Below are 21343 nucleotides of genomic sequence, written 5' to 3'. Positions count from 1 at the left end.
GCGTTCCGAGCGTTTGCGCCCTCGGCGGATTGAGCCCCCGGCGAAACACACGCGCCCAGCCTGCTCACACCCCGCCCGCAGCCCTCCCCCGCCTCGCCCGTTCACCCCCTCCTCTCCCGCTCCACCGGAAAGCGCGCCGTGACCTGCCAGCCGCCCTCCGGTGCCGGTCCCGCGTCCAGCCGGCCGCCCATGGCCTTGGCCCGTTCGGCGAGCCCGATCAGGCCGAAGCCCCCGCCGCGCGCCTTCTCCGAGAGGGCGGCCGCCCGCTTGCCGTCGTCCGCGATGCGCAGTTCCACGCCGTCGGGTACGCCGCGCACCCCGATCCGTACGGCCGTGGCGTCGGCGGCGTGCTTGCGGATGTTGGTCAGGGCCTCGCGCACCACGCGGTGGACGCCGGCCGCGACCTCGCCGGGCAGCCAGGTCTCCATGCCCTTCTCGATGTAGAGGGCGACGGGCGGGCCCGTGCGGGCGAAGTGCTCGGTCAGTTCGCGCACCTCGGGCAGGCCCGCGACGGGCTCGGTCTCGGCCTGGCCCTCGCGCAGGACGCCGACCAGGCGGCGCATGGCGCCCAGGGCCTCTCCGGCAGCGTTCTCGATGCGTTCGAAGGTGTCGGCGGCCGCGGTTCCCTCGAGCGCGGTGAAGCGGGCGGCCCGCGCCTGGACGACGATCCCGGTGACGTGGTGGGCGACGAGGTCGTGGAGCTCGCGGGCGAGTTCGAGGCGTTCGGCGGTGCGTACGGCGGCCATGTCGCGCACGCGTTGTGCGTAGTGGGCGCGCAGCATCAGGGAGTAGGCGCCGACGACGGCGGTCAGCACGGCGAACAGGGCGGTGAAGCCCCCGGGGTTGAGGTCGCGCACGGGGGCGACGACGGCGGCGGTGGCGAGCAGCGGACCCAGGAGGCGGGCGACGCGGTGGGGGGCGCGGGAGACGACCTCGGTGAGCAGGACGAGCAGGGCGACGTCCTCGCCGACGCCCCAGACGACGGTGGGGTGCCGGCCGGTCATCAGCACGAGGGAGGCGGTCAGGGAGACGGCGACGGCGACGCTCGCCCTCACGGCCAGCGGGATCCAGCTCCAGGGCAGGGCGCACAGGCAGACGGCGACGCCGGAGGCGAGGACGAGGGCGTGCGGCTGGCTGGGCTGGCGGGCCAGTGAGAAGCCCTCGAAGCCGACGAGGAAGAGCAGGGCCGCCCCGAGGGCGGCCTTGCCGCAGCCCGCCCGCCGGGGGTTGCGGACGGCCCATCCGGCCCAGCTGGTCATGTGCCGGCGCTGTTCACGTGGTGCCCGTGGCCAGCCCGCTCTCCCAGGCCCAGGCGGCGATCTCGACCCGGTTCCGGGCGTCGAGCTTGAGCTGCACATTGGCCAGGTGGGTCTTGACCGTGGACAGGGAGACGAACAGTTCGGAGGCGATCTCGGCGTTGGTCGCCCCGCGCGCCAGGCAGCGCACGACGTCGGCCTCGCGCTCGGTGAGGGGTTCGGTGGGCTGCCTGACACCGGCCGGCGGGTTCGCGCCGGAGGGGGCCATGTCGCGCAGGAGGCGGACGGTGATGGCGGGTGAGATGAGGGAGTCGCCGACGGCGGCGGCGTGCACGGCCTCGACGAGCATGGCGGGGCTGGCGTCCTTCAGCAGGAAGCCGGAGGCGCCGTTGCGCAGCGCGGTGTGGACGTATTCGTCGAGGTCGAAGGTGGTGACGATGACGATGCGGGGGCGCCGGGCGCGCTCGGGGTGGGCGGCGGAGAGCTCGGAGAGGCGGCGGGTGACCTCGAGGCCGTCCAGTTTGGGCATGCGGATGTCGAGGAGCAGGACGTCGGGCCGGTACTGCTCGACGGCCTCGAGTGCGGCCTCGCCGTCGACGACGTCGGCGACGACCTCGATGTCGGGCTGGCTCTCCAGGATCATCCGGAAGCCCGTGCGGACCATCTCCTGGTCGTCAGCGATGACCACGGTGATCGCCATAACTGTGCCTTCGCTCCTTACGCGCCTCGGCCGGGGCGTGCCTCCATGTCACCGGGGGCGTGCCGGGGCCGCAACCGCAGCGGGCGGCGTCCGCGGGGGCCCGTCCGGGTGTCGTCAGCTCTCGGTCCGTCCGTTGCGGCGCAGTGCGACGCGGACGCCGTAGGCGCCGCCGCCGATCGCCAGCAGGGCCACGCCGCCGGCGAGGGCGGGGGTGCGGACGTCGCCGACGTCGTGGCTGGCCTTGATGACCTGGCCGGCCTCGACGACGCGCTTGACCGGGTTGCCGGAGGTGTCGTGGGGCGGTCGGTTCGCCGCGCGCTTGGTGTCGCGGGGCGGGGTCACGGAGGCGACGCCGGCGGCGCCGGTCGCGCCGGTGGCCGCGGTGGTGGCCTGCCGGCCGTTCGCGGTGGCCTCGGGCGCACCGGCCTCGGGGGTGTGGCGCAGGGTGCCGGTGGCGAAGTCGTAGTAGTGCGTCAGCTGGGTGCCGTCGAGCTGGGCGCGCAGGGTGGGGCGGGTGGTGTCGCCGTCGAGGATGCGCAGGTGGAGCCGGTCGAGGTCGGCGGCGGGGCGCGCGGTGTCGATGGTGCGCTGCGGCTTGCCATGCGTGGTGACGGTGGCGCTGGTGCCGGAGCTGCCGGAGCTGAGGCGGGCGCGGCTGCCGTCGGGGAGCAGGATCTGGCGCACGGTGGTGGTCTCCGCCCGGCCGGGGCGGCCGCCGTGGTCCCGCTGGTCCGCGGCGAAGGCGCCGGCCGTCGGGTACACCACGGCCGCGGCGGCGGCGGTGAGGACGGCGGTGGCTGCGATGCGGGACGTGAGGGACACGGAGGGTGCCTTTCCGTAACGGACGGCTGGGACTGCTCTGACTGCGGCCGACCGGTTCCGGTGGCACTCCCCTTACGTTACGGACGTTTATGCGCCCCACACCTCGACTGTCCGACCATTCCGGTCTCCGCCGAAAGGATGACGGGGTACCCCCGGCGTCATACCGAAGTCCGGGTCACACCGCCTGTGGCCGGTCGGGGCGGTGGCGCGGGAGGGGTGCGGGAGGGCCCGTACCGGGCTGGGCCGTCCGGGTCAGCGGACGGCCCGGGGTCCGGTACGGGCCAGGTGGGCGGGGGACTGGGCTCAGCCGCCGAGGCTCGCGGCGGCGGACTTGATGGCGGAGGCGAAGGTGCTCACCTCGGTGTAGACGCCGGGGTAGCCGGGCCGGGCACAGCCCTGGCCCCAGCTGACGATGCCGACCTGGATCCAGGCGCCGGCGTTGTCCTTGCGGAACATGGGGCCGCCGGAGTCGCCCTGGCAGGTGTCGACGCCGCCTTCCTCGAGGAAGCCGGCGCATATCTCCTCGGCGGGGGTGAGGCTGCTGCCGTAGGCGCCGCCGCAGGCCTCGTCGTCGACGTAGGGGACGTCGGCCTTGAGCAGGACGCGCGACTGCGCGCCGCCCTCGCGGGTGGCGCCCCAGCCGGCGACGGTGAAGGTGCCGTCGTTGTAGGCGGTGGTGTCGGCGATCTTGAGGGTGGGCAGGTCGATGGGCTGGGCGAGCTTGATCAGCGCCCAGTCCTTGCCGACGCCGTTGTAGCCGGGGGCCTGCAGGACGCGGGTGGACTTGACCTTGACCGCCTGGGAGGACTGCAGGTCGACGACGCCCGCGGTGACGGTGATGGAGGTGTTGGCGCCGCTGCCGCCGACGCAGTGGGCGGCGGTGAGGACGATCTGCTTGGTGTAGAGGGCGCCGCCGCAGCCCATGGACAGCCGCACCATCCACGGGAACTCGCCCTGCGCGGCCGGAACGCCGCCGATGACGCCCGGCGTGGGGCGGGGGTCGTCCTGCGCGGGCCGGGCCTGGGCGCCGGCCGGCTGGAGGCTGAGTGCGGCGAGGGCGACCGCACCGACGGCAACACTTCTCCTGAGCACCTTGAGGAAGTTGCGCAACGTGCTTCCTTTCGTGGGAGGTTGTGCGCATCGCCGGTGGGGATTGTTGAGCTCATGACAACGATGCGCGCTGTGATTATCGGACCGTGTGGCAGTGACACCTAGCCGCCTTTTCGGCCAGTCGGCGACGACCTGTGGACGACGCCCGCGGGGTGGCGCGCGCCCGTACAGTGGGAAGGGCGGCGGCCCATGGAAGGCCGCGGCACACCGCACGGGGGTGGTCACGCGTGGGCGGCTCGGGCCCGGACACCGCGATCCAGCACGGATTCCCGCACGTGGAGACCGTGCGGTCGGCCATCACCGCGCTCTACCGGCGGCTCTCCTACGACGGGGTGCGCTCCTTCGCGGCGAGCATGGTCCCCCTCGACGTGGCCTTCTCCGACGAGGAGGACCCCTACCTGGGTGTGCAGCGCGTCGCCGGGGAGATGGTGCGGCACCTGCGCCTGCCGGACGCCCGGATGATCGTCAGCTTCCGCGACATGCGGCACGCGGGCAGCGTCGAACTCGCCGCCGGGCCCGAGTACTTCATCGAGCTCAACTCCCGCTTCAAGACCCACCGCAAGGACATCGGCGCCGCCCTCTCGCACGAGGTCATGCACGTCTACCTGCACCGGCTGGGCCTGGAGTTCCCCGGCACGCGCGACAACGAGATCCTGACCGACACCGCGGCCGCCTACCTGGGGGCCGGCTGGCTGCTGCTCGACGCCTACCGGGAGTCCTCCGCCTCCACCCAGAAGCTGGGTTATCTGACGCCGGAGGAGTTCGGGTACGTGCTGGCCAAGCGGGCGGCCGCCTTCGGCGAGGACCCCGCGCCCTGGTTCACCAGCGCGCAGGCCTACGACGCGTACGTGCGCGGGCGCGAGCTGGTGCGCCGCGACGGCCGGCGCCCGCCGCTGGCCGCCGCCGGGCGGCTGGGGCGCCACCGGTACGCACGCGACCGCCGCTCCGGCACCGCCTCCGCGGACGCCGGGTACGCGTTCGAGGGGGCGGGCCCGGCGCGGGTCAGCTTCCCCTGCCCGACGTGCCACCAGCGGCTGCGGGTGCCGGTGCGCGGCCACCTGCGGGCCCGGTGCACGCTGTGCCGCTCCGAGCTGGAGTGCGACACCTAGGGGGTGTCGTCGAAGGCGGCGAGGCGTGTCCGACGGTCCGGCGCGGGCCCTGGCGCGGACCGGGCCTCACTTCGCCCACCACTTGCGCAGCACCTTCTCCGCCGGCTTGCCGTGCGGGGTGTACGCCAGGCGGCGGGCGGTCTCGCCGCTGTCCGGCCAGTCGTCCCACATCCACCAGCACACGCCCGCCCACCACGGCTTGCCGTCGAAGGCGGCGAGCAACGCCTCGTAGGCGGCGGCCTGTTCGGCGTCGCCGTCGCGTTTGCTGACGGTCCACGAGTAGGGGGCGGTGGTCGAACCGCGCTGGCTGACGTACCCGGCCTCGGTGAACAGGATCTTGCGGTGCCGGCTCTCGGAGAAGGCCTCGAGCTCCTCGGCGATGGGCTGCCAGGCCTGACGCAGACGGGCCGGGTCGGTGGTGGCCCGGTCGGCGAGCGGCCAGTACGCGTCGATGCCGATGACGTCGAGATCCTTCCAGAACGGGATCCTCGGGTACTCGTCGTAGTTGGCGGCGTATGTCAGCGGCCCCTTGTAGCGCTCGCGCACCGCGGCGATGACCCGCCCCCAGCGCTCGCCGTCCCGCGAGGTGCCCGCCAGCTCGGTGCCGACCGCGAACTGCTCGACGCCGGCGCGCCGGGCGAGCTCCGCGTAGTGGGTGATGAAGCGCTCGTACGCGCGGAACCAGGCGTCCCGGTCGCGTGGCCGGATGTCGGCGCGGTCGCCGCCCCCGGTGAGGTCGACGTGCGGTTTGACCATGGTCTTCAGGCCCGCCTCGTGGGCGAGGCGGATGATGTGCCGCAGGCTGTCGTCGGCGGCCGTCTCGCCGGTGGCGCGCATGGCCGGGTCGGTGACCCGGTCCTGGTACCAGGTGGGGGTGAAGGTCACCCACCGGGCGCCGGTGGCGGCGATCTCGCGCAGATACGTTCCGGCCCGCGGGCTGCTGTAGTCGTCGGCGTTCCACGAGGGGAGCGTCATGCCCCGCAACCCGCTCACCTTCCTGTCGTCGGACCGCCCGCCGCGGTCGGGGGACGGTCCGGGGTCTCCGGTGTCGCCGGAGGAGGAGCAGCCGGCGACGAAGAGGGCGGCCGCCGCCGCGAGCGCGGCGGCCGCCCTCCTCATCGCGTTCACCGGGCCAGGTCCATCGGGCCCACGAAGGTGTAGCCGAGGGCGCGGATGCCCTCGATCGTCTGCTTCAACGGCTCCACCGGGTAGTACGGGTGGTAGAAGAAGCTCGCCACTCCGTCCCGGACGGCCAGGTTGGCCCTGGCCGAGTTGATCAGGTCGGCGGGCTGCCGGGCCGGGTGGTTGTTGAAGGGCTCGGGTTCGTAGTTTCCGATGTTCTCGGGAAGCACGGTCGTACCGTAGACGTCCTTCACCGCGTACGGGAAGAACTGGCCGATGTAGCGACCGGGGTTCACCGTTCCGCCGCTGAGCGTTCCGGCGAAGTACAGCGAACGCTCCAGGCGGGCCGTGAAGTTCTGGCCGAAGACCTTGTAGTCCGTGGCGGACGCCGCGTAGTGCGGGGTGGTCCACAGCGTGGGCCTGGGCAGGCCGGCCAGGGTGAATCCGTTCAGACCCGAGGTCACCCGCGACTGGGCCCACACGGTGGAGTCCTCGGCCACCGGACCGTCGTAGACGACGTTGTCGGAGGCGTCGACGTGGGCGCGGAAGAACTCGAAGTCGTCCCCGGTGGTGCCGGTGTAGGGGTTGTTGACGTTCTTGTACTGGTGCGTGTAGCCGTGGTTCATCAGCACCGCGCCGCGCTGGAGCATGTACTTCAGCGCGCTGACGACCTGCGGGGCCTGTGCCAGGGTGATGGTTTCGGCCACCCCGTTGTTGTAGGCGCCCTTGGGGTCGGTGTAGGTCGGGATGACGTTGATCCCGTAGGGGATCCGCTGCGAGTAGAGGTAGTCGGCGATGGCCCGCAGCTGCGCCGGGTCGGCCTTGGGGCTGATGTCCTCCAGCCGTACGAACGCCCGGTGGCGCTCGGCGGTGGCGGGGGCGAGCGCGTCGAAGAGGAGGTCCTCGAAGACGATGACGCGGTCGGACTCGGAGACGTAGGCGAAGGGGATCTCACCGACGTAGGTGAGGTTGGACGAGCGGATCGCCCACGGGCTGGTGTCGCCGCTGTTGGCGTCCTTGGCCTGGGCGAGCTCGGTGACCTGCGGGTATCCGGCGCCGGAGAGGGCCGGGTGCAGCACGCCGCCGTCGAAGCCGGCCGGGATCTTCCGGGTCAGCTGCTGGTTCTTGTACGTGACCTGGTTGATGTTGCCGACGCCGCCACCGGTTCCGTAGTAGGAGTTGGTGGGATCCCAGCCGTACTTCTTCTTGAAGTTCTCGATGCCGACGGCGTTGGCCATGCCCCAGATGTTGTCGCCGATCCAGTTGACGGGCTTGGCGGTCTTCAGCGCGTCCTGGTAGAAGGCGGCGGGGATGGCGTCCGGGACCGTGCCCCCGTAGTAGGTCGAGCCGACGTAGACGGTGGAGGTGTACTGCTCGACCATGCCCGCGGTGTAGGCGGAGACCGGCTTGGCCGTGGCGGTGCCGAAGTGGCCGACGAGGTTGGCGATCGCCATCGCGTAGAGCTCGCCGAGGTGGCCGTAGGGGCCGGTGTTGTCGTAGAGGACCAGGGCGGAGGTGCCGGACGGCGCGGCGAGCGTGGTGGCGGTGACCGTGGTCCTCGGGGCCGGCGCCGGCGTGACGGTGAGGGTGCCGGCGCGGCGCTGCCGGTCCTTGCTCAGCCGGTCGGTGACGTAGGACTTCAGTTCCTTGGCGCTCGTACCGGCGAGCGAAGCGGAACCGACGCCCTGCAGTCCGTGCGAGGGATGCGGCCTGCCGTCCCCGGCTATCGCGCCCTCGGCACCCGCGGAAAGCGTGACGCCGCCCAGCAGGGCGGCGACGACGGCCATGACGACCGGAAAACGGGAAATCCGTGATCTCCCGCGCAATTTTTTCATTCTTGTTTCCCCCCAGTTCGACAAGCTGCTGCCGATTCCGCCGGCGAAGCCGACAGGTCCCGACAGTTGGCTGATTCTTGTGGTCCCCGGGAAGGGTGTCAATAGACAACTACGGTCCCGACCGGGCAATTACGGACAACGGAATTGGTACAGACCGCAGATCACATGCGTCACAACACCCACTCGAACAGGCATAACAACCGGTAGGTCCGCAGAATTCAATCTTCCGATTCAACAACTCCCACCACGCGGTCCTAAACCCCCCGCTCCATCTGATACCTTCCCTGCGCACGCCTCAGGACGAGGCGAAATCCGGGGGGATCTACATGTACGGAAAACCCGCTCTGGGGACAGTCCTGCCCTTGGCAGGGCTGACGGCAGCCCCAGAAGTTCTGCCGGGCATACCCTTTGCCAGGGGACTGCAGGAAGCGGCCGGGGCAGGATTCCTGCTCTACTGCGCGATAGCCGCCGTACTTCTTTCGGCAAAATTCTGGTTCGCCCTGCGAAACCTCGGTGACCGTTCATGATCACCGAAGTGATGCTCTGGTCGAGCATCGCCATCATCGTGATGGCCGGCTGCTACAACTCAACCCTTTTCATCCTGTCCAGACGCCGTGTCCGCCACGCCCGCGGACCGCGCGCCGAGCGCCTCTACGTGTTTCTCCTCGCCTGCCTGAACGAGGAGAAGGTGCTCGCGGAAAGCCTGGCCCGCATCACCTCGCTGCCGGCCGGGAACTTCATGGCCCTGGTCATCGACGACGCGTCCGACGACCGCACGGCCGAAATCGCCCGCTTCGCCGCCCATTCCTCGTCGAACAGGGTCCAGCTGCTCCAGCGGCACCTGCCGAACGCCCGCAAGGGCAAGGGCGCGGCCCTCAACGCGGGCATCCGGCACCTCCGCGAATCGGGTCTCCTCAACGGCCACGACCCGAGCGACGTCGTCGTCTGCGTCGTGGACGCCGACGGCCGCCTCGACCCGCATGTGGTGCAGGCGGTGGACCCCTACTTCGACGACCCGCGCACCGGCGCCACCCAGATCGGCGTGCGGATGTACAACCGGCACAAGGGCATGCTCGCCCGGCTCCAGGACATGGAATTCGTCATCTACGGCGACATCTTCCAGTCCGCCCGGCGCTACTTCGGCAGCGTCGGCATGGGCGGCAACGGCCAGTTCATGCGGCTCTCCGCGCTCGACACCCTCATGGAGGAGAGCGGCAAGGGCCCCTGGAGCGACTCCCTGACCGAGGACCTCGACCTCGGGGTGCGCCTGATCGCCCGCGGCTGGACCAACCACCACTGCACCACCGCCGCGGTCTCCCAGCAGGCCGTGCTCGACGTCAAGCGCCTGGTGCGCCAGCGCTCCCGCTGGTTCCAGGGCCATCTGCAGTCGGCGGGCCTGGTCCCGCTGATCCTGCGCGAGGTGCCCACCCGGGCCGCGGTGGACCTGCTCTACCACCTCTCCAGCCCGGTGCTGATCCTGCTCACCTCGCTGCTGCCGCTGTCCTTCGTCGTGGCCACGGGCGGCACCGTCATCGGCTCGGTGCAGGCCGGGCACGCGCTGTTCTCGCCGATGTGGGTCATCGGCCCCTACGTCCTGTCCTTCACCGCGGCGTACGCCTACGGCTGGGTCTACTCCCGGCGCGAGCGCGGGCTCGGGCTCGTGCGGTCGGTACTGCTCTCCCACGTCTTCGTCTTCTACGGCTACATCTGGTTCGCCGCCGGATGGTGGGGCCTGTGGCGGATGCTCACGGGCAAGCAGACCTGGCTCAAGACCGCGCGCACCTGACCGTCCCATCCGCACGGTCGTACCCGAGACAGCGCGCACCCGACCGGTCGTATCCGGCCGGTCGTCCCGAGACCACTCGTACCCGACCGGTTCGCTCGCGCGACCCCATCGACACTCGAGGCCGCCGCGCCTCCGTCCGCTGGCCGAGCACGTCATTCCCCGAGGGAGACCCATGTCCCCGAACGTCATCACCACGCCCGTACGCGCCATGCTCGTACTGGGCACCCGACCGGAGGCCATCAAGCTCGCGCCCGTGGCGCGCGCCATGGCGGCCTCGCCGCTCTTCGAGCCCATCGTCGTCAGCACCGGCCAGCACCGCGAGATGCTGCAGCAGATGCTGGAACTCCTCCAGGTCCCCGCGAGCGTCGAGCTCGATGTGATGCGCGACAGGCAGGAGTTGTCCACGCTGACGGCCCGTCTGGTGGACGGGCTCGGCGAGGTCGTCCGCGCCGAGCGCCCCGACGTCGTCATCGTGCAGGGCGACACCACCACCGCCCTCACCGGCGCCCTCGCCGCCTTCTACGAACACATCCCGGTCGCCCACGTCGAGGCCGGGCTGCGCACCGGGGTGCTGGACAACCCCTTCCCCGAGGAGCTCAACCGCCGCCTCATCGGACGCATGGCCCGCTGGCACTTCGCGCCCACCCCGCGCGCGGCCGGCCACCTCACCGCCGAGGGCGTGCCGGACGCCGAGGTCTTCGTCACCGGCAACACCGTCATCGACAACCTCCTGTGGGTGCTCGAGGAGGGCACCGGGCGCAACCACTTCCGCACCGGGCTGCGGCGCGTCCTGGTCACCCTGCACCGCCGCGAGAACCAGGGCGACAAGATGCGCGCCATGGGCAGGGCACTGCGGCGGCTCGCCGACCGCGGGGACGTGGAGATCGTGCTGCCGCTCCACAAAAGCCCGGCCGTCCGCGAGGCCCTGCTGCCCGAGATGGGCGACCACCCGGACATCCACGTCGTCGAGCCGCTGGGCTACGTGGACTTCTCCGCGACGCTCGCCGGCTGCGACCTGGTGATGACCGACTCCGGCGGCATCCAGGAGGAGGCCCCGACCCTGGGCAAGCCCGCGCTGGTGCTGCGCACGACCACCGAGCGGCCCGAGGCCGTGGAGGCGGGCGCGGCCCGCCTGGTGGGCACCGAACCGCACGTCATCCTGGAGGCGGCCGTCCGCCTGCTGGACGATCCGGCCGCGTACAAGCGGATGGCGACGGCCGGCAACCCCTTCGGTGACGGGCACGCCACGGACCGCATCGTGGCGCAGCTCGCGGAGGACTTCGGAGCCGACGCCGATGCCACGGCCGCGGCGGATCCGGTGATCGTGCCCCAGCCCGACGGCCCGGGGTCATACTCGACCGCATGACGAGAGTTCGCCGGCTCCTCGCCCTCGCCCTGCTCGCCGCCGCCGTGGTGGCGGGCCTGGTGCTCGCGGTGAGCGCCGTCTGGGAGGACAGCGGGGAGCCGGAACGGCCGTGGGCCGAGGGTTCGGTGCACGGCCCGTGGCGGTCGGTGTTCAACGGGCACGGCGAGAACATCGGCCGGCACGACGGGCTGGCCCTCTCCCCCAAGCCGGCCTCCCGGCCGGAGGAGACCCACGCGGGGCTGATCGTCTCCACCCGGCCGTACGGGGACGTGGACCTGCGGGCCAGGATGCGGACCGTCGCCCAGCTGCGCACCCCCGAGCCCAACCCCTGGGAGGTGCCGTGGCTGGTGTGGGCGTACACGGATCCGGAGCACTTCTACTACATCACCCTCAAGCCCAACGGCTGGGAGCTCGGCAAGCGTGACCCCGCCTACCCCGGCGGCCAGCGCTTCCTGGCGACCGGGCCCGAGCGCTTCCCGGTCGGCCAGTGGTCGGACGTGCGGGTGGGCCAGCGCGGCGCCCGGATGGAGGTGAGCGTCGACGGGCGGGGGCTGGTGGCCTACGAGGACCGGGAGCGCCCCTACCTGCGGGGCAACGTCGGCGCGTACACCGAGGACGCGCGGGTGCTCTTCAGCGACGTCTCGGCGCACGAGGCGGAATAGGGGTCAGGGAGTGTGGCGGCGCCTGCCTCGAGGTCGGGGTGAGGCAGGCGCCGAGTCACGGGGGCCGCAGCCGGCCGGGCGTCGTCGTCAGACGGTCAGCGCCCGGTCCGTCGGCCGGACGGGGGCCGGCAGGGTGCTGGTCCCGGTCAGGTAGCGGTCCACGCCGCGGGCGGCGGAGCGGCCCTCGGCGATGGCCCAGACGATGAGCGACTGGCCGCGGCCGGCGTCGCCCGCGACGAAGACGCCGGGGACGTTGGTGGCGTAGTCGGCGTCGCGCGCGATGTTGCCGCGCGCGTCCAGCTCCAGGCCGAACTGCTCGACGAGGCCGTTCTTGACGTCCGTGCCGGTGAAGCCCATGGCGAGGGTGACGAGCTGGGCGGGGATGCGCCGCTCGGTGCCGGGCTTCTGCTCGAGCTTCCCGTCGACGAACGCGACCTCGACGAGGTGCAGCCACTGGACGTTGCCGTCCTCGTCGCCCTCGAAGTGGGTGGTGGAGACGGAGTAGACCCGCTCGCCGCCCTCCTCGTGGGCCGAGGTGACCTTGTAGAGCATGGGGAAGGTCGGCCAGGGCTGGCCCGCGTTCCGCTCCTCGCCCGGCCGGGGCATGATCTCCAGCTGGGTGACGGAGGCCGCGCCCTGGCGGTGGGCGGTGCCGACGCAGTCGGCGCCGGTGTCGCCGCCGCCGATGACGACGACGTGCTTGCCCTCGGCGGTGATCGGGGAGACCGTCAGGTCGCCCTCCTGCACCTTGTTGGCGAGCGGCAGGTACTCCATGGCGTAGTGGACGCCCTTGAGGTCGCGGCCGGGGACGGGCAGGTCGCGGGAGGTGGTGGCGCCGGCGGCGATCACCACGGCGTCGTAGCGCTTGCGCAGCTTGGCGGCGTCGATGTCGCGGCCGATCTCCACCTCGGTGCGGAACTTGGTGCCCTCCGCACGCATCTGCTCGATGCGGCGGTTGATGTGCCGCTTCTCCATCTTGAACTCGGGGATGCCGTAGCGCAGCAGGCCGCCGATACGATCCGCGCGCTCGTAGACGGCGACGGTGTGGCCGGCCCGGGTGAGCTGCTGGGCGGCGGCGAGGCCGGCGGGGCCGGAGCCGATGACGGCGACGGTCTTGCCGGAGAGCCGCTCGGGCGGCTGCGGGGTGACGCCGCCGGCCTCCCAGGCCTTGTCGATGATGGTGACCTCGACGTTCTTGATGGTCACCGGCTGCTGGTTGATGCCGAGCACGCACGCCGACTCGCACGGCGCGGGGCACAGCCGGCCGGTGAACTCGGGGAAGTTGTTGGTGGCGTGCAGCCGCTCGGACGCGGCGGGCCAGTCCTCGCGGTAGGCGTAGTCGTTCCACTCGGGGATGAGGTTCCCCAGCGGACAGCCGTTGTGGCAGAACGGGATGCCGCAGTCCATGCAGCGGCTCGCCTGCTTGCTGATGACGGGCAGGAGGGAGCCGGGGACGTGGACCTCGTTCCAGTCGCGGACGCGGTCGGCGACGGGACGGGTGCGGGCGACCTCGCGGTCGGTGGTCAGAAAGCCCTTCGGGTCAGCCATGGGTCGCCGCCTCCATCATCTTCTGGTGGGTCTCGGTCTCGGTGAGACCGGCTCGCTCGGCGGCGTCCTTGGCGGCGAGCACTGCCTTGTACGTGGCCGGCATGACCTTGCGGAAGCGGGTCACGGCCGTGTCCCAGTCGGCGAGGAGGCCGGCCGCGACGGTGGAGGCGGTCTCCTCGTGGTGGCGGCGCACCACGTCGTGCAGCCACTGCCGGTCGGCGTCGTCGAGGGTGTCGACGGCGTCGGCCAGTTCCTTGTTGACGTTGTCGGGATCGAGGTCGATCACGTAGGCGACGCCGCCGGACATGCCGGCCGCGAAGTTGCGGCCGGTGGCGCCGAGGACGACGGCCCGGCCGCCGGTCATGTACTCGCAGCCGTGGTCGCCGACGCCCTCGGAGACGACGGTGGCGCCGGAGTTGCGGACGCAGAACCGTTCGCCGACGCTGCCGCGCAGGAACAGCTCGCCGCCGGTGGCGCCGTAGGCGAGGGTGTTGCCGGCGATGGTGGAGTACTCGGCGAGGTGGTCGGCGCCGCGGTCGGGGCGGACGACGATGCGGCCGCCGGAGAGGCCCTTGCCGACGTAGTCGTTGGCGTCGCCCTCCAGGCGCAGGGTGACGCCGCGGGGCAGGAACGCGCCGAAGGACTGGCCGGCGGAGCCGGTGAAGGTGATGTCGACGGTGTCGTCGGGCAGGCCGGCGCCGCCGTACTTCTTGGTCACCTCGTGGCCGAGCATGGTGCCGGCGGTGCGGTTGATGTTGCGGATGGGCAGCTGGGCGCGGACGGGCTGGGGGGCCTCGTCGCCGACGGTGTTCAGGGCGTCGGCGGCGAGCTTGATCAGCTGGTTGTCGAGCGCCTTGGCCAGGCCGTGGTCCTGCTCGGTGGTGCGGTGGCGGGCGGCCCCGGCGGGCAGGTCCGGCACGTGCAGCAGGGGCTCGAGGTCCAGGCCCTGAGCCTTCCAGTGGGTGACGGCCCGGGAGGTGTCGAGGAGTTCGGCGTGGCCGACGGCCTCCTCCAGGGTGCGGAAGCCCAGCTCGGCGAGGAGTTCGCGGACCTCCTCGGCGATGAACTCGAAGAAGTTGACGACGAATTCGGCCTTGCCGGTGAACCGCTCGCGCAGCACCGGGTTCTGGGTGGCGATGCCGACGGGGCAGGTGTCCAGGTGGCAGACGCGCATCATGACGCAGCCGGAGACGACGAGGGGGGCTGTGGCGAAGCCGAACTCCTCGGCGCCCAGCAGGGCGGCGACGACGACGTCGCGGCCGGTCTTGAGCTGGCCGTCGGTCTGCACGACGATGCGGTCACGCAGACCGTTGAGCAGCAGGGTCTGCTGGGTCTCGGCGAGGCCGAGCTCCCAGGGGCCGCCGGCGTGCTTGAGGGAGGTCAGGGGCGAGGCGCCGGTGCCGCCGTCGTGGCCGGAGATCAGGACGACGTCGGCGTGGGCCTTGGAGACGCCCGCCGCGACCGTGCCGACGCCGACCTCGGACACCAGCTTCACATGGATGCGGGCGGCGGGGTTGGCGTTCTTGAGGTCGTGGATGAGCTGGGCGAGGTCCTCGATGGAGTAGATGTCGTGGTGCGGGGGCGGCGAGATCAGGCCGACGCCGGGGGTGGAGTGGCGGGTCTTCGCGACCCAGGGGTAGACCTTGTGGCCGGGCAGCTGGCCGCCCTCGCCGGGCTTGGCGCCCTGGGCCATCTTGATCTGGATGTCGTCGGAGTTGACCAGGTACTCGCTGGTCACGCCGAAGCGTCCGGACGCCACCTGCTTGATGCTGGAGCGGCGCGCGGGGTCGTAGAGGCGCTCGGGGTCCTCGCCGCCCTCGCCGGTGTTGGACTTGGCGCCCAGCCGGTTCATGGCGATGGCCAGGGTCTCGTGGGCCTCCTGGGAGATGGAGCCGTAGGACATGGCGCCGGTGGAGAAGCGCCTCACGATGGCGCTGACGGGCTCGACCTCGTCGAGGGGGACGGGGGTGCGGTCGTTCTTGAAGGCGAACAGGCCGCGCAGGGTCATCAGCCGTTCGGACTGCTCGTCCACGCGCTGGGTGTACTGCTTGAAGATGTCGTACCGACGGGTGCGGGTGGAGTGCTGGAGCCGGAAGACGGTGTCGGGGTCGAACAGGTGCGGTTCGCCCTCGCGGCGCCACTGGTACTCGCCGCCGATGTCGAGGCGGCGGTGGCTGGCGGGGATGCCGGTGGCGGGGTAGGCCTTGGCGTGCCGCGCGGCGACCTCGCGGGCGACGACGTCCAGGCCGGCGCCGCCGATCTTGGTGGCGGTGCCGTGGAAGTAGGTGTCGACGAAGGACTCGTCCAGGCCGACGGCCTCGAAGACCTGGGCGCCGCGGTAGGAGGCGACGGTGGAGATGCCCATCTTGGACATCACCTTCAGCACGCCCTTGCCGAGCGCCTTGATGAGGTTGCGGATGGCGTCCTCGGGGGCGAGGTCCGGAAGATCCCGAAAAAACGTGCCCGCGCGGACGAGGTCCTCGACGGACTCCATGGCCAGGTAGGGGTTGACCGCCGCCGCGCCGTAACCGATGAGCAGCGCGACGTGGTGGACCTCGCGGACGTCACCGGCCTCGATCAGCAGGCCCACCTGGGTGCGCTGCTTGGTGCGGATGAGGTGGTGGTGGATGGCGGAGGTCAGCAGGAGGGAGGGGATGGGGGCGTGCTCGGCGTCGGAGTGCCGGTCGGAGAGCACGATGAGGCGGGCGCCGTCCGCGATGGCCGCGTCGGCCTCCGCGCACATCGCCTCCAGGCGGGCGGCCAGCGCCTCGCCGCCACCGGAGACCCGGTAGAGGCCGGAGAGGGTGGCGGCCTGCAGGCCCGGCAGGTCGCCGTCGGCGTTGATGTGGATGAGCTTGGCGAGCTCGTCGTTGTCGATGACGGGGAACGGCAGGGTGACGCTGCGGCAGGACGCGGCGGTGGGGTCGAGCAGGTTGCGCTGCGGGCCGAGGGAGGAGATCAGCGAGGTGACCAGTTCCTCGCGGATGGCGTCCAGCGGCGGGTTGGTGACCTGCGCGAAGAGCTGGGTGAAGTAGTCGAAGAGCAGCCGGGGGCGCTCGGAGAGGGCCGCGATCGGCGAGTCGGTGCCCATCGAACCGATCGGCTCGGCGCCCGACTTGGCCATGGGCGCGAGGATGACGCGCAGCTCCTCCTCGGTGTAGCCGAAGGTCTGCTGGCGGCGGGTGACGGAGGCGTGGGTGTGCACGATGTGCTCACGCTCGGGGAGGTCGGCCAGATCGATCAGCCCGGCCTCCAGCCACTCCTTGTACGGCTGTTCGGCGGCGAGGGCGGCCTTGATCTCGTCGTCCTCGATGATGCGGTGCTGCTCGGTGTCGACGAGGAACATCCGGCCGGGCTGCAGGCGGCCCTTGCGGACGACCTTGGCGGGGTCGATGTCGAGGACGCCGACCTCGGAGGAGAGCACGACCAGGCCGTCGTCGGTGACCCAGTAGCGGCCGGGGCGCAGGCCGTTGCGGTCGAGGACGGCGCCGACGAGGGTGCCGTCGGTGAAGGTGACGCAGGCGGGGCCGTCCCAGGGCTCCATCAGGGTGGAGTGGTACTGGTAGAAGGCGCGCCGGGCCGGGTCCATGGAGGCGTGGTTCTCCCAGGCCTCGGGGATCATCATCAGCACGCTGTGCGGCAGCGAACGCCCGCCGAGGTGCAGCAGCTCGAGGACCTCGTCGAAGGAGGCGGAGTCGGAGGCGTCGGGCGTGCAGACGGGGAAGAGGCGCTCGATGCTCCTGCCGTCGCCGCCGTCACCGGCGCTGTGCCCATGGTCGGCAGAGCCGAACAGCTCGCTGGCCAGCTGGGATTCGCGTGCGCGCATCCAGTTGCGGTTGCCCTTGACCGTGTTGATCTCGCCGTTGTGGGCGACGAAGCGGTACGGGTGGGCGAGCGGCCAGGAGGGGAAGGTGTTGGTGGAGAACCGGGAGTGGACCAGTGCGATGGCGGTGGCGCAGCGGCGGTCGGACAGGTCCGGGAAGAACGGCTCGAGCTGCCCGGTGGTGAGCATGCCCTTGTAGACGATGGTGCGGGCGGAGAGGGACGGGAAGTAGGTGTCCGCCTCGCGTTCGGCGCGCTTGCGCAGGACGAACGCCTTGCGGTCGAGGGCGAGTCCGCTGCTCCTGCCGTCGCTGACGAACAGCTGCCGGAAGGCGGGCATGGTGGCGCGGGCGCCGGCGCCGAGCAGGTCGGGGGCGACGGGGACGTCGCGCCAGCCGAGGACGGTCAGGCCCTCCTCGGCGGCGATCGTCTCGATGTGCGAGACGGCGGCGGCCGCTTCCTGGTCGTCGGCGGGCAGGAAGCCGATGCCGACGGCGTACGAGCCGGCGGGCGGGAGCCGGAAGGTGACGCTCTCGCGGAGGAAGGCGTCGGGGACCTGCAGCAGGATGCCCGCGCCGTCGCCGGAGTCGGGGTCGGAGCCGGTGGCGCCGCGGTGCTCCATGTTGCGCAGGACGGTGAGCGCCTGTTCCACGAGCTCGTGGCTCGCCTCGCCGGTGAGGGTCGCGACGAAGCCGACGCCACAGGCGTCGTGTTCGTTGCGCGGGTCGTACATCCCCTGCGGGGCGGGGTGGGATGCGTGGCGCATCGGCGCTCCCGTCGTCGTCTGGCAGTCATGTCAGAGGCATGTGCCGAGGGACGACGTTGGCCCTCGCCGAAGAAAAAGGTTCGTGCGGCTCAAAAGTTCGTGCAGATTACATGATGCGGCGCTTCTCGAAAAGCGGAAGGGTCGGTCCATCATGTGGACGCCCGGTGTGTGGGCGGGCGCTCCGGATCCCTGGGATCGCCAGGCCCGGCCGCGCCGGATACTCAGCACAGCACGGGCGGCGTTGCCCGCATGCGCTACCGGATTGTGCCCCGCGGCCGGTGGACCGAAACCGCGAGGAAACACGCACGTTATGCGGTAGCGCGCATAAGAATTACCCGACTGCGGTGCCGAAGGCAATACCGAGGAGGTAAGTCACACCGGCCGCGGCCCCGCCCAGCAGCAGCTGCCGCAGCCCGCTGAACCACCACGACCGGGCCGTCACCCGGGCCACGACGGCGCCGCAGGCGAAGAGCCCGAGCAGCGCGAGCAGCACGGCGGGCCACAGATCGGTGGCGCCGAGGAGGTAGGGCAGCAGGGGCAGCAGCGCGCCCAGCGCGAAGGAGGCGAACGAGGACACGGCGGCGACCGCCGGCGAGGGCAGGTCGGAGGGGTCTATGCCCAGCTCCTCGCGGGCGTGGATCTCCAGCGCCTGCTCGGGGTCCTTCGACAGCTGCCGGGCCACCTCGCGGGCCAGCTCGGGCTCCACGCCCCGCGACTCGTACAGCGCGGCCAGCTCCCGCTGCTCGTCGGCGGGGTGCTTGCGCAGCTCGCGCCGCTCGACGTCCAGCTCGGCGAGCACCAGCTCACGCTGCGAAGCGACGGAGGTGTACTCGCCGGCGGCCATCGAGAACGCGCCGGCGGCAAGGCCGGCGAGGCCCGCGATGACGATGGCGTGGGCGGACGCGGTGCCTCCGGCGACACCGGACATCAGGGCGACATTGGAGACCAGCCCGTCCATCGCACCGAACACGGCGGGACGCAGCCAGCCGCCGTTCACATCGCGGTGCGTGTGGTTGTCACGGTGGGCGATGTGCGTTTCCGCGGCCGTGTCGAGGACAGCCATTGCTCCGTGTGCTCCCTTCCCCAGGGGCGAACCCGGCTGTGCCGCCCCTCCTGAGTCGAAGGTACGCACGAAGGGGCATGATCCGCTAGCAAGGAAGGCCTGCCTGACCTGCGGCTTTCTGCCAGGGGGATGGCGCGGAAAGGCCCCCGCGGCGGGAGGCGGCGGGGGCCGGGGGACGCGCTGGGGCGCGTCAGATTTTCTTGGGCTTGGCGGCCTTGGGAGCCGCGGGCCCGGAACCGGACTCGCCCTCACCCTCCCCGCCCTCGGCCGCGGGCTCGACGACGAGCTCGCGCCCGGGGGCCTTCCTGGCGGAGATCACCATGTAGGCGACGGCGGCGAGGAAGACGAGGATGGAGGTCCAGCCGTTGAGGCGCAGGCCCAGGACGTGGTGGGCCTCGTCGACGCGGAGATACTCGATCCAGAAGCGCCCGACGGTGTAGGCGGCGACGTACAGGGCGAAGGCGCGCCCGTGGCCGAGCTTGAACTTCCGGTCGGCGAGGATCACGAGGGCTGCGACGCCGAGGCACCACAGGGACTCGTACAGGAACGTCGGGTGGTACGTACCGGCGATGCGCCCGATCCCCGGGTCGGCGTCGATCTTCAGCGCCCAGGGCAGGTCGGTCTCCTTGCCGTAGAGCTCCTGGTTGAACCAGTTGCCCCAGCGCCCGATGGCCTGCGCGACGGCGAGCCCCGGCGCGACGGCGTCGGCCCAGGCGGGCAGCGGGATCCCGCGCCGCCGGCAACCGATCCACGCCCCGACCGCGCCGAGCGCGACGGCGCCCCAGATACCGAGGCCGCCTTCCCAGATCTTGAAGGCGTCGACCCAGTTCCGGCCCGAGCCGAAGTACAGCTCGTAGTCGGTGATCACGTGGTACAGCCGCCCGCCGACGAGCCCGAAGGGCACCGCCCACACCGCGATGTCCGCCACCGTCCCGGCCTTGCCGCCCCGCGCGACCCAGCGCTTGTTGCCGAGCCAGACGGCGACGAAGACGCCGATGATGATGCAGAAGGCATAGCCGCGCAGCGGGACCGGCCCGAGATGGATCACACCGGTCGAGGGGCTGGGAATGTATGCGAGATTCATGGCACCCCCGACGCTACCTTGCCGGAACGCACAGGTGGCACCCCGCCCGGCACAACGGCTGCGTAACAGGGGCATGCACGGTCTACGTCCGAGTGACCTTTCCGCACCGGCCCTGCCGGTCCTCGTCGTCGGCGCCGAGGCCGCGGCTGCGGTCGTAGGGGTCGACGGAAGGACCGGACTCGCCCTCTTCCTCGCCATGGCCCGCGAGCCTGGGGAATCCCGGGTGGATGAAACCGTCGTGGACGTCGCAGGTGGTGTTGCCTATGTCCATCATGTGGCGGGCGATGACCAGCTTGCCGGGCGTCACGCTGAAGCGGGCGGGATCGAGGATCTCGGTGTCGACGACACGGCGCACGATGGTGCGCGCGACCTGCCGGGAACCGTTCTCCTTCTTCGTCAGCGGGTAGACGAAGGTGTAGTCGGCGTGGATGGTGACGACGCCGTCCTTGCCCTCCGCGAAGGTCATCCGGCCCCGCGTCTTGACGACATCGCCCACCACGCGGACCTCGTTCGGGTCGAAGCGGCTGAAGAGGGCCAGCGGGTCGTTCTCCCGATCGGGCTTGCGCAGCCCCGCGTTGACCTTGGTGATCATCTCTTCTTGCTGCGGATCGAGCAGTTCCAGCGCGGCGGCCGGACGCTCGCCGCGCAGGGTCGCGGGATCGAGGTTGGCGGCGACGAGGAAGTCCTTGGTCAGCTTCAGCGCCGAGGCGACCTGCTCCTTCGACGCCCCGCCCACGGCAGCGGCCTCGGGCAGCACGATCCCCGCCGCGCCGTCCGCGTACTCCTCCGCCGGCGACCCGGCGAAGGGCCGCCCGAGGGTCGCGGCGCCCTCGGACGACTCGGGCGCTCCTTTGTCCTTGCCCCAGCCGCCGGGTATCCGGGAAGCGATGTCACCGGGATTGACCACGATCGCAGCACCCACGGCGACGACGAGGACGACCCCGATGCCACCGAGAATCCGGCGCTTGCGGGCGGCCTTCCCGTTCATCTCCTGCCAGGCGGGCCCGGTGCGCCAGCCTTCGGGGTGCGACGGGGGAACGTTCCTGCCTCCCCGTCCAAGGAGCCCACCGAGCCCCTTCCGGCGGGCCTTCGCGGCTTCCTCGTCCTGCTGCCGCAGCCGCTCGGTGACCATCCGGGCGCGCGCCGACGGTTCTTTGGGGGCGGACTCGCGGATGGACTGCTCAGAGTCCCGGGCGAAGTGCTCCCAGTCCTCGTCGGACAGGGAAGGAGACTTTCCGTCGCCGACTGTCATCGCATGCTCTCTCGTCTGTAGATCATCAGGCCAGAGGCAC

General features: G+C 71.5%; 15 protein-coding genes. 4 read left to right on the top strand and 11 right to left on the bottom strand.

The features are described from left to right. Window positions 1-101: 101 nt before the first annotated feature. From ACIG36_RS04380 to ACIG36_RS04365, 4 genes are all read right to left on the bottom strand, one after another. Window positions 102-1259: a sensor histidine kinase gene (locus ACIG36_RS04380; protein ID WP_399921632.1), complete on the bottom strand. Its 1158-nt coding sequence runs from the start codon at window positions 1257-1259 to the stop codon at window positions 102-104. A gap of 13 nt (window positions 1260-1272) precedes the next feature. Further along, window positions 1273-1956: a response regulator gene (locus tag ACIG36_RS04375; protein ID WP_399921629.1), complete on the bottom strand. Its 684-nt coding sequence runs from the start codon at window positions 1954-1956 to the stop codon at window positions 1273-1275. A gap of 114 nt (window positions 1957-2070) precedes the next feature. Next, entirely contained in the window at window positions 2071-2778 is a 708-nt protein-coding gene (locus tag ACIG36_RS04370) for a hypothetical protein (protein WP_399921627.1), read from the bottom strand. A 303-nt stretch (window positions 2779-3081) separates the two neighbouring features. After that, the gene (locus ACIG36_RS04365) at window positions 3082-3888 is read right to left on the bottom strand and encodes a serine protease (RefSeq protein ID WP_399921624.1); all 807 of its coding nucleotides are present in this window, start codon (window positions 3886-3888) and stop codon (window positions 3082-3084) included. Window positions 3889-4115: 227 nt separating this feature from the next. On the opposite strand from ACIG36_RS04365, the gene ACIG36_RS04360 reads away from it, so the two are divergent. Continuing rightward, on the top strand, window positions 4116-4997 hold the full coding sequence (locus ACIG36_RS04360) for a hypothetical protein (RefSeq protein ID WP_399921621.1): 882 nt from the start codon (window positions 4116-4118) through the stop codon (window positions 4995-4997). A gap of 66 nt (window positions 4998-5063) precedes the next feature. Here ACIG36_RS04360 and ACIG36_RS04355 read toward each other — a convergent pair whose 3' ends face one another. Together ACIG36_RS04355 and ACIG36_RS04350 are read right to left on the bottom strand one after the other, a co-directional pair. Beyond that, the gene (locus ACIG36_RS04355) at window positions 5064-6116 is read right to left on the bottom strand and encodes a glycoside hydrolase family 113 (protein ID WP_399922199.1); all 1053 of its coding nucleotides are present in this window, start codon (window positions 6114-6116) and stop codon (window positions 5064-5066) included. A gap of 5 nt (window positions 6117-6121) precedes the next feature. Continuing rightward, the gene (locus tag ACIG36_RS04350; RefSeq protein ID WP_399921618.1) at window positions 6122-7906 is read right to left on the bottom strand and encodes a DUF2334 domain-containing protein; all 1785 of its coding nucleotides are present in this window, start codon (window positions 7904-7906) and stop codon (window positions 6122-6124) included. A 571-nt stretch (window positions 7907-8477) separates the two neighbouring features. On the opposite strand from ACIG36_RS04350, the gene ACIG36_RS04345 reads away from it, so the two are divergent. The 3 genes from ACIG36_RS04345 to ACIG36_RS04335 all read left to right on the top strand — a co-directional run bounded on the left by ACIG36_RS04345 (window position 8478) and on the right by ACIG36_RS04335 (window position 11768). Continuing rightward, window positions 8478-9740: a glycosyltransferase family 2 protein gene (locus ACIG36_RS04345; RefSeq protein ID WP_399921615.1), complete on the top strand. Its 1263-nt coding sequence runs from the start codon at window positions 8478-8480 to the stop codon at window positions 9738-9740. Between the two features lie 172 nt (window positions 9741-9912). Further along, a complete protein-coding gene (gene wecB / locus ACIG36_RS04340; RefSeq protein ID WP_399921612.1) occupies window positions 9913-11106 on the top strand; it encodes a non-hydrolyzing UDP-N-acetylglucosamine 2-epimerase in 1194 nt (397 codons plus the stop codon). After that, complete coding sequence (locus ACIG36_RS04335) at window positions 11103-11768, top strand: calcium-binding protein (protein WP_399921609.1); 666 nt, start codon at window positions 11103-11105, stop codon at window positions 11766-11768. Before wecB ends, ACIG36_RS04335 begins: the two co-directional genes overlap by 4 nt. An 87-nt stretch (window positions 11769-11855) precedes the next feature. On the opposite strand, the gene ACIG36_RS04330 is transcribed toward ACIG36_RS04335, so the two are convergent. The 5 genes from ACIG36_RS04330 to ACIG36_RS04310 form a co-directional block, all read right to left on the bottom strand. Beyond that, entirely contained in the window at window positions 11856-13316 is a 1461-nt protein-coding gene (locus ACIG36_RS04330; RefSeq protein WP_399921606.1) for a glutamate synthase subunit beta, read from the bottom strand. Further along, window positions 13309-17904 carry a glutamate synthase large subunit gene (gltB, locus tag ACIG36_RS04325; protein ID WP_399921603.1) on the bottom strand — a complete coding sequence of 1532 codons (4596 nt, stop codon included), beginning with the start codon at window positions 17902-17904 and terminating at the stop codon, window positions 13309-13311. The genes ACIG36_RS04330 and gltB overlap by 8 nt, the downstream gene beginning before the upstream one ends. 331 nt (window positions 17905-18235) lie before the next feature. Next, window positions 18236-18967: a VIT1/CCC1 transporter family protein gene (locus ACIG36_RS04320; protein ID WP_399921600.1), complete on the bottom strand. Its 732-nt coding sequence runs from the start codon at window positions 18965-18967 to the stop codon at window positions 18236-18238. Between the two features lie 190 nt (window positions 18968-19157). Continuing rightward, the gene (gene lgt / locus ACIG36_RS04315) at window positions 19158-20051 is read right to left on the bottom strand and encodes a prolipoprotein diacylglyceryl transferase (protein ID WP_399921597.1); all 894 of its coding nucleotides are present in this window, start codon (window positions 20049-20051) and stop codon (window positions 19158-19160) included. Between the two features lie 82 nt (window positions 20052-20133). Further along, entirely contained in the window at window positions 20134-21303 is a 1170-nt protein-coding gene (locus ACIG36_RS04310; RefSeq protein ID WP_399921594.1) for a hypothetical protein, read from the bottom strand. Window positions 21304-21343 lie beyond the last annotated feature (40 nt).

The organism is Streptomyces sp. NPDC053048, from assembly GCF_044547045.1.
Lineage (GTDB): Bacteria > Actinomycetota > Actinomycetes > Streptomycetales > Streptomycetaceae > Streptomyces.
This window is presented reverse-complemented; position numbering and strand designations above follow the sequence as displayed.

Coding starts and splice junctions, on each gene's coding strand:
- ACIG36_RS04380 (WP_399921632.1), bottom strand. CDS start 1,259: ATGACCAGCTGGGCCGGATGGGCCGTCCGCAACCCCCGGCGGGCGGGC.
- ACIG36_RS04375 (WP_399921629.1), bottom strand. CDS start 1,956: ATGGCGATCACCGTGGTCATCGCTGACGACCAGGAGATGGTCCGCACG.
- ACIG36_RS04355 (WP_399922199.1), bottom strand. CDS start 6,116: ATGAGGAGGGCGGCCGCCGCGCTCGCGGCGGCGGCCGCCCTCTTCGTC.
- ACIG36_RS04350 (WP_399921618.1), bottom strand. CDS start 7,906: ATGGCCGTCGTCGCCGCCCTGCTGGGCGGCGTCACGCTTTCCGCGGGT.
- ACIG36_RS04345 (WP_399921615.1), top strand. CDS start 8,478: ATGATCACCGAAGTGATGCTCTGGTCGAGCATCGCCATCATCGTGATG.
- wecB (WP_399921612.1), top strand. CDS start 9,913: ATGTCCCCGAACGTCATCACCACGCCCGTACGCGCCATGCTCGTACTG.
- ACIG36_RS04335 (WP_399921609.1), top strand. CDS start 11,103: ATGACGAGAGTTCGCCGGCTCCTCGCCCTCGCCCTGCTCGCCGCCGCC.
- ACIG36_RS04330 (WP_399921606.1), bottom strand. CDS start 13,316: ATGGCTGACCCGAAGGGCTTTCTGACCACCGACCGCGAGGTCGCCCGC.
- gltB (WP_399921603.1), bottom strand. CDS start 17,904: ATGCGCCACGCATCCCACCCCGCCCCGCAGGGGATGTACGACCCGCGC.
- ACIG36_RS04320 (WP_399921600.1), bottom strand. CDS start 18,967: ATGGCTGTCCTCGACACGGCCGCGGAAACGCACATCGCCCACCGTGAC.
- lgt (WP_399921597.1), bottom strand. CDS start 20,051: ATGAATCTCGCATACATTCCCAGCCCCTCGACCGGTGTGATCCATCTC.
- ACIG36_RS04310 (WP_399921594.1), bottom strand. CDS start 21,303: ATGACAGTCGGCGACGGAAAGTCTCCTTCCCTGTCCGACGAGGACTGG.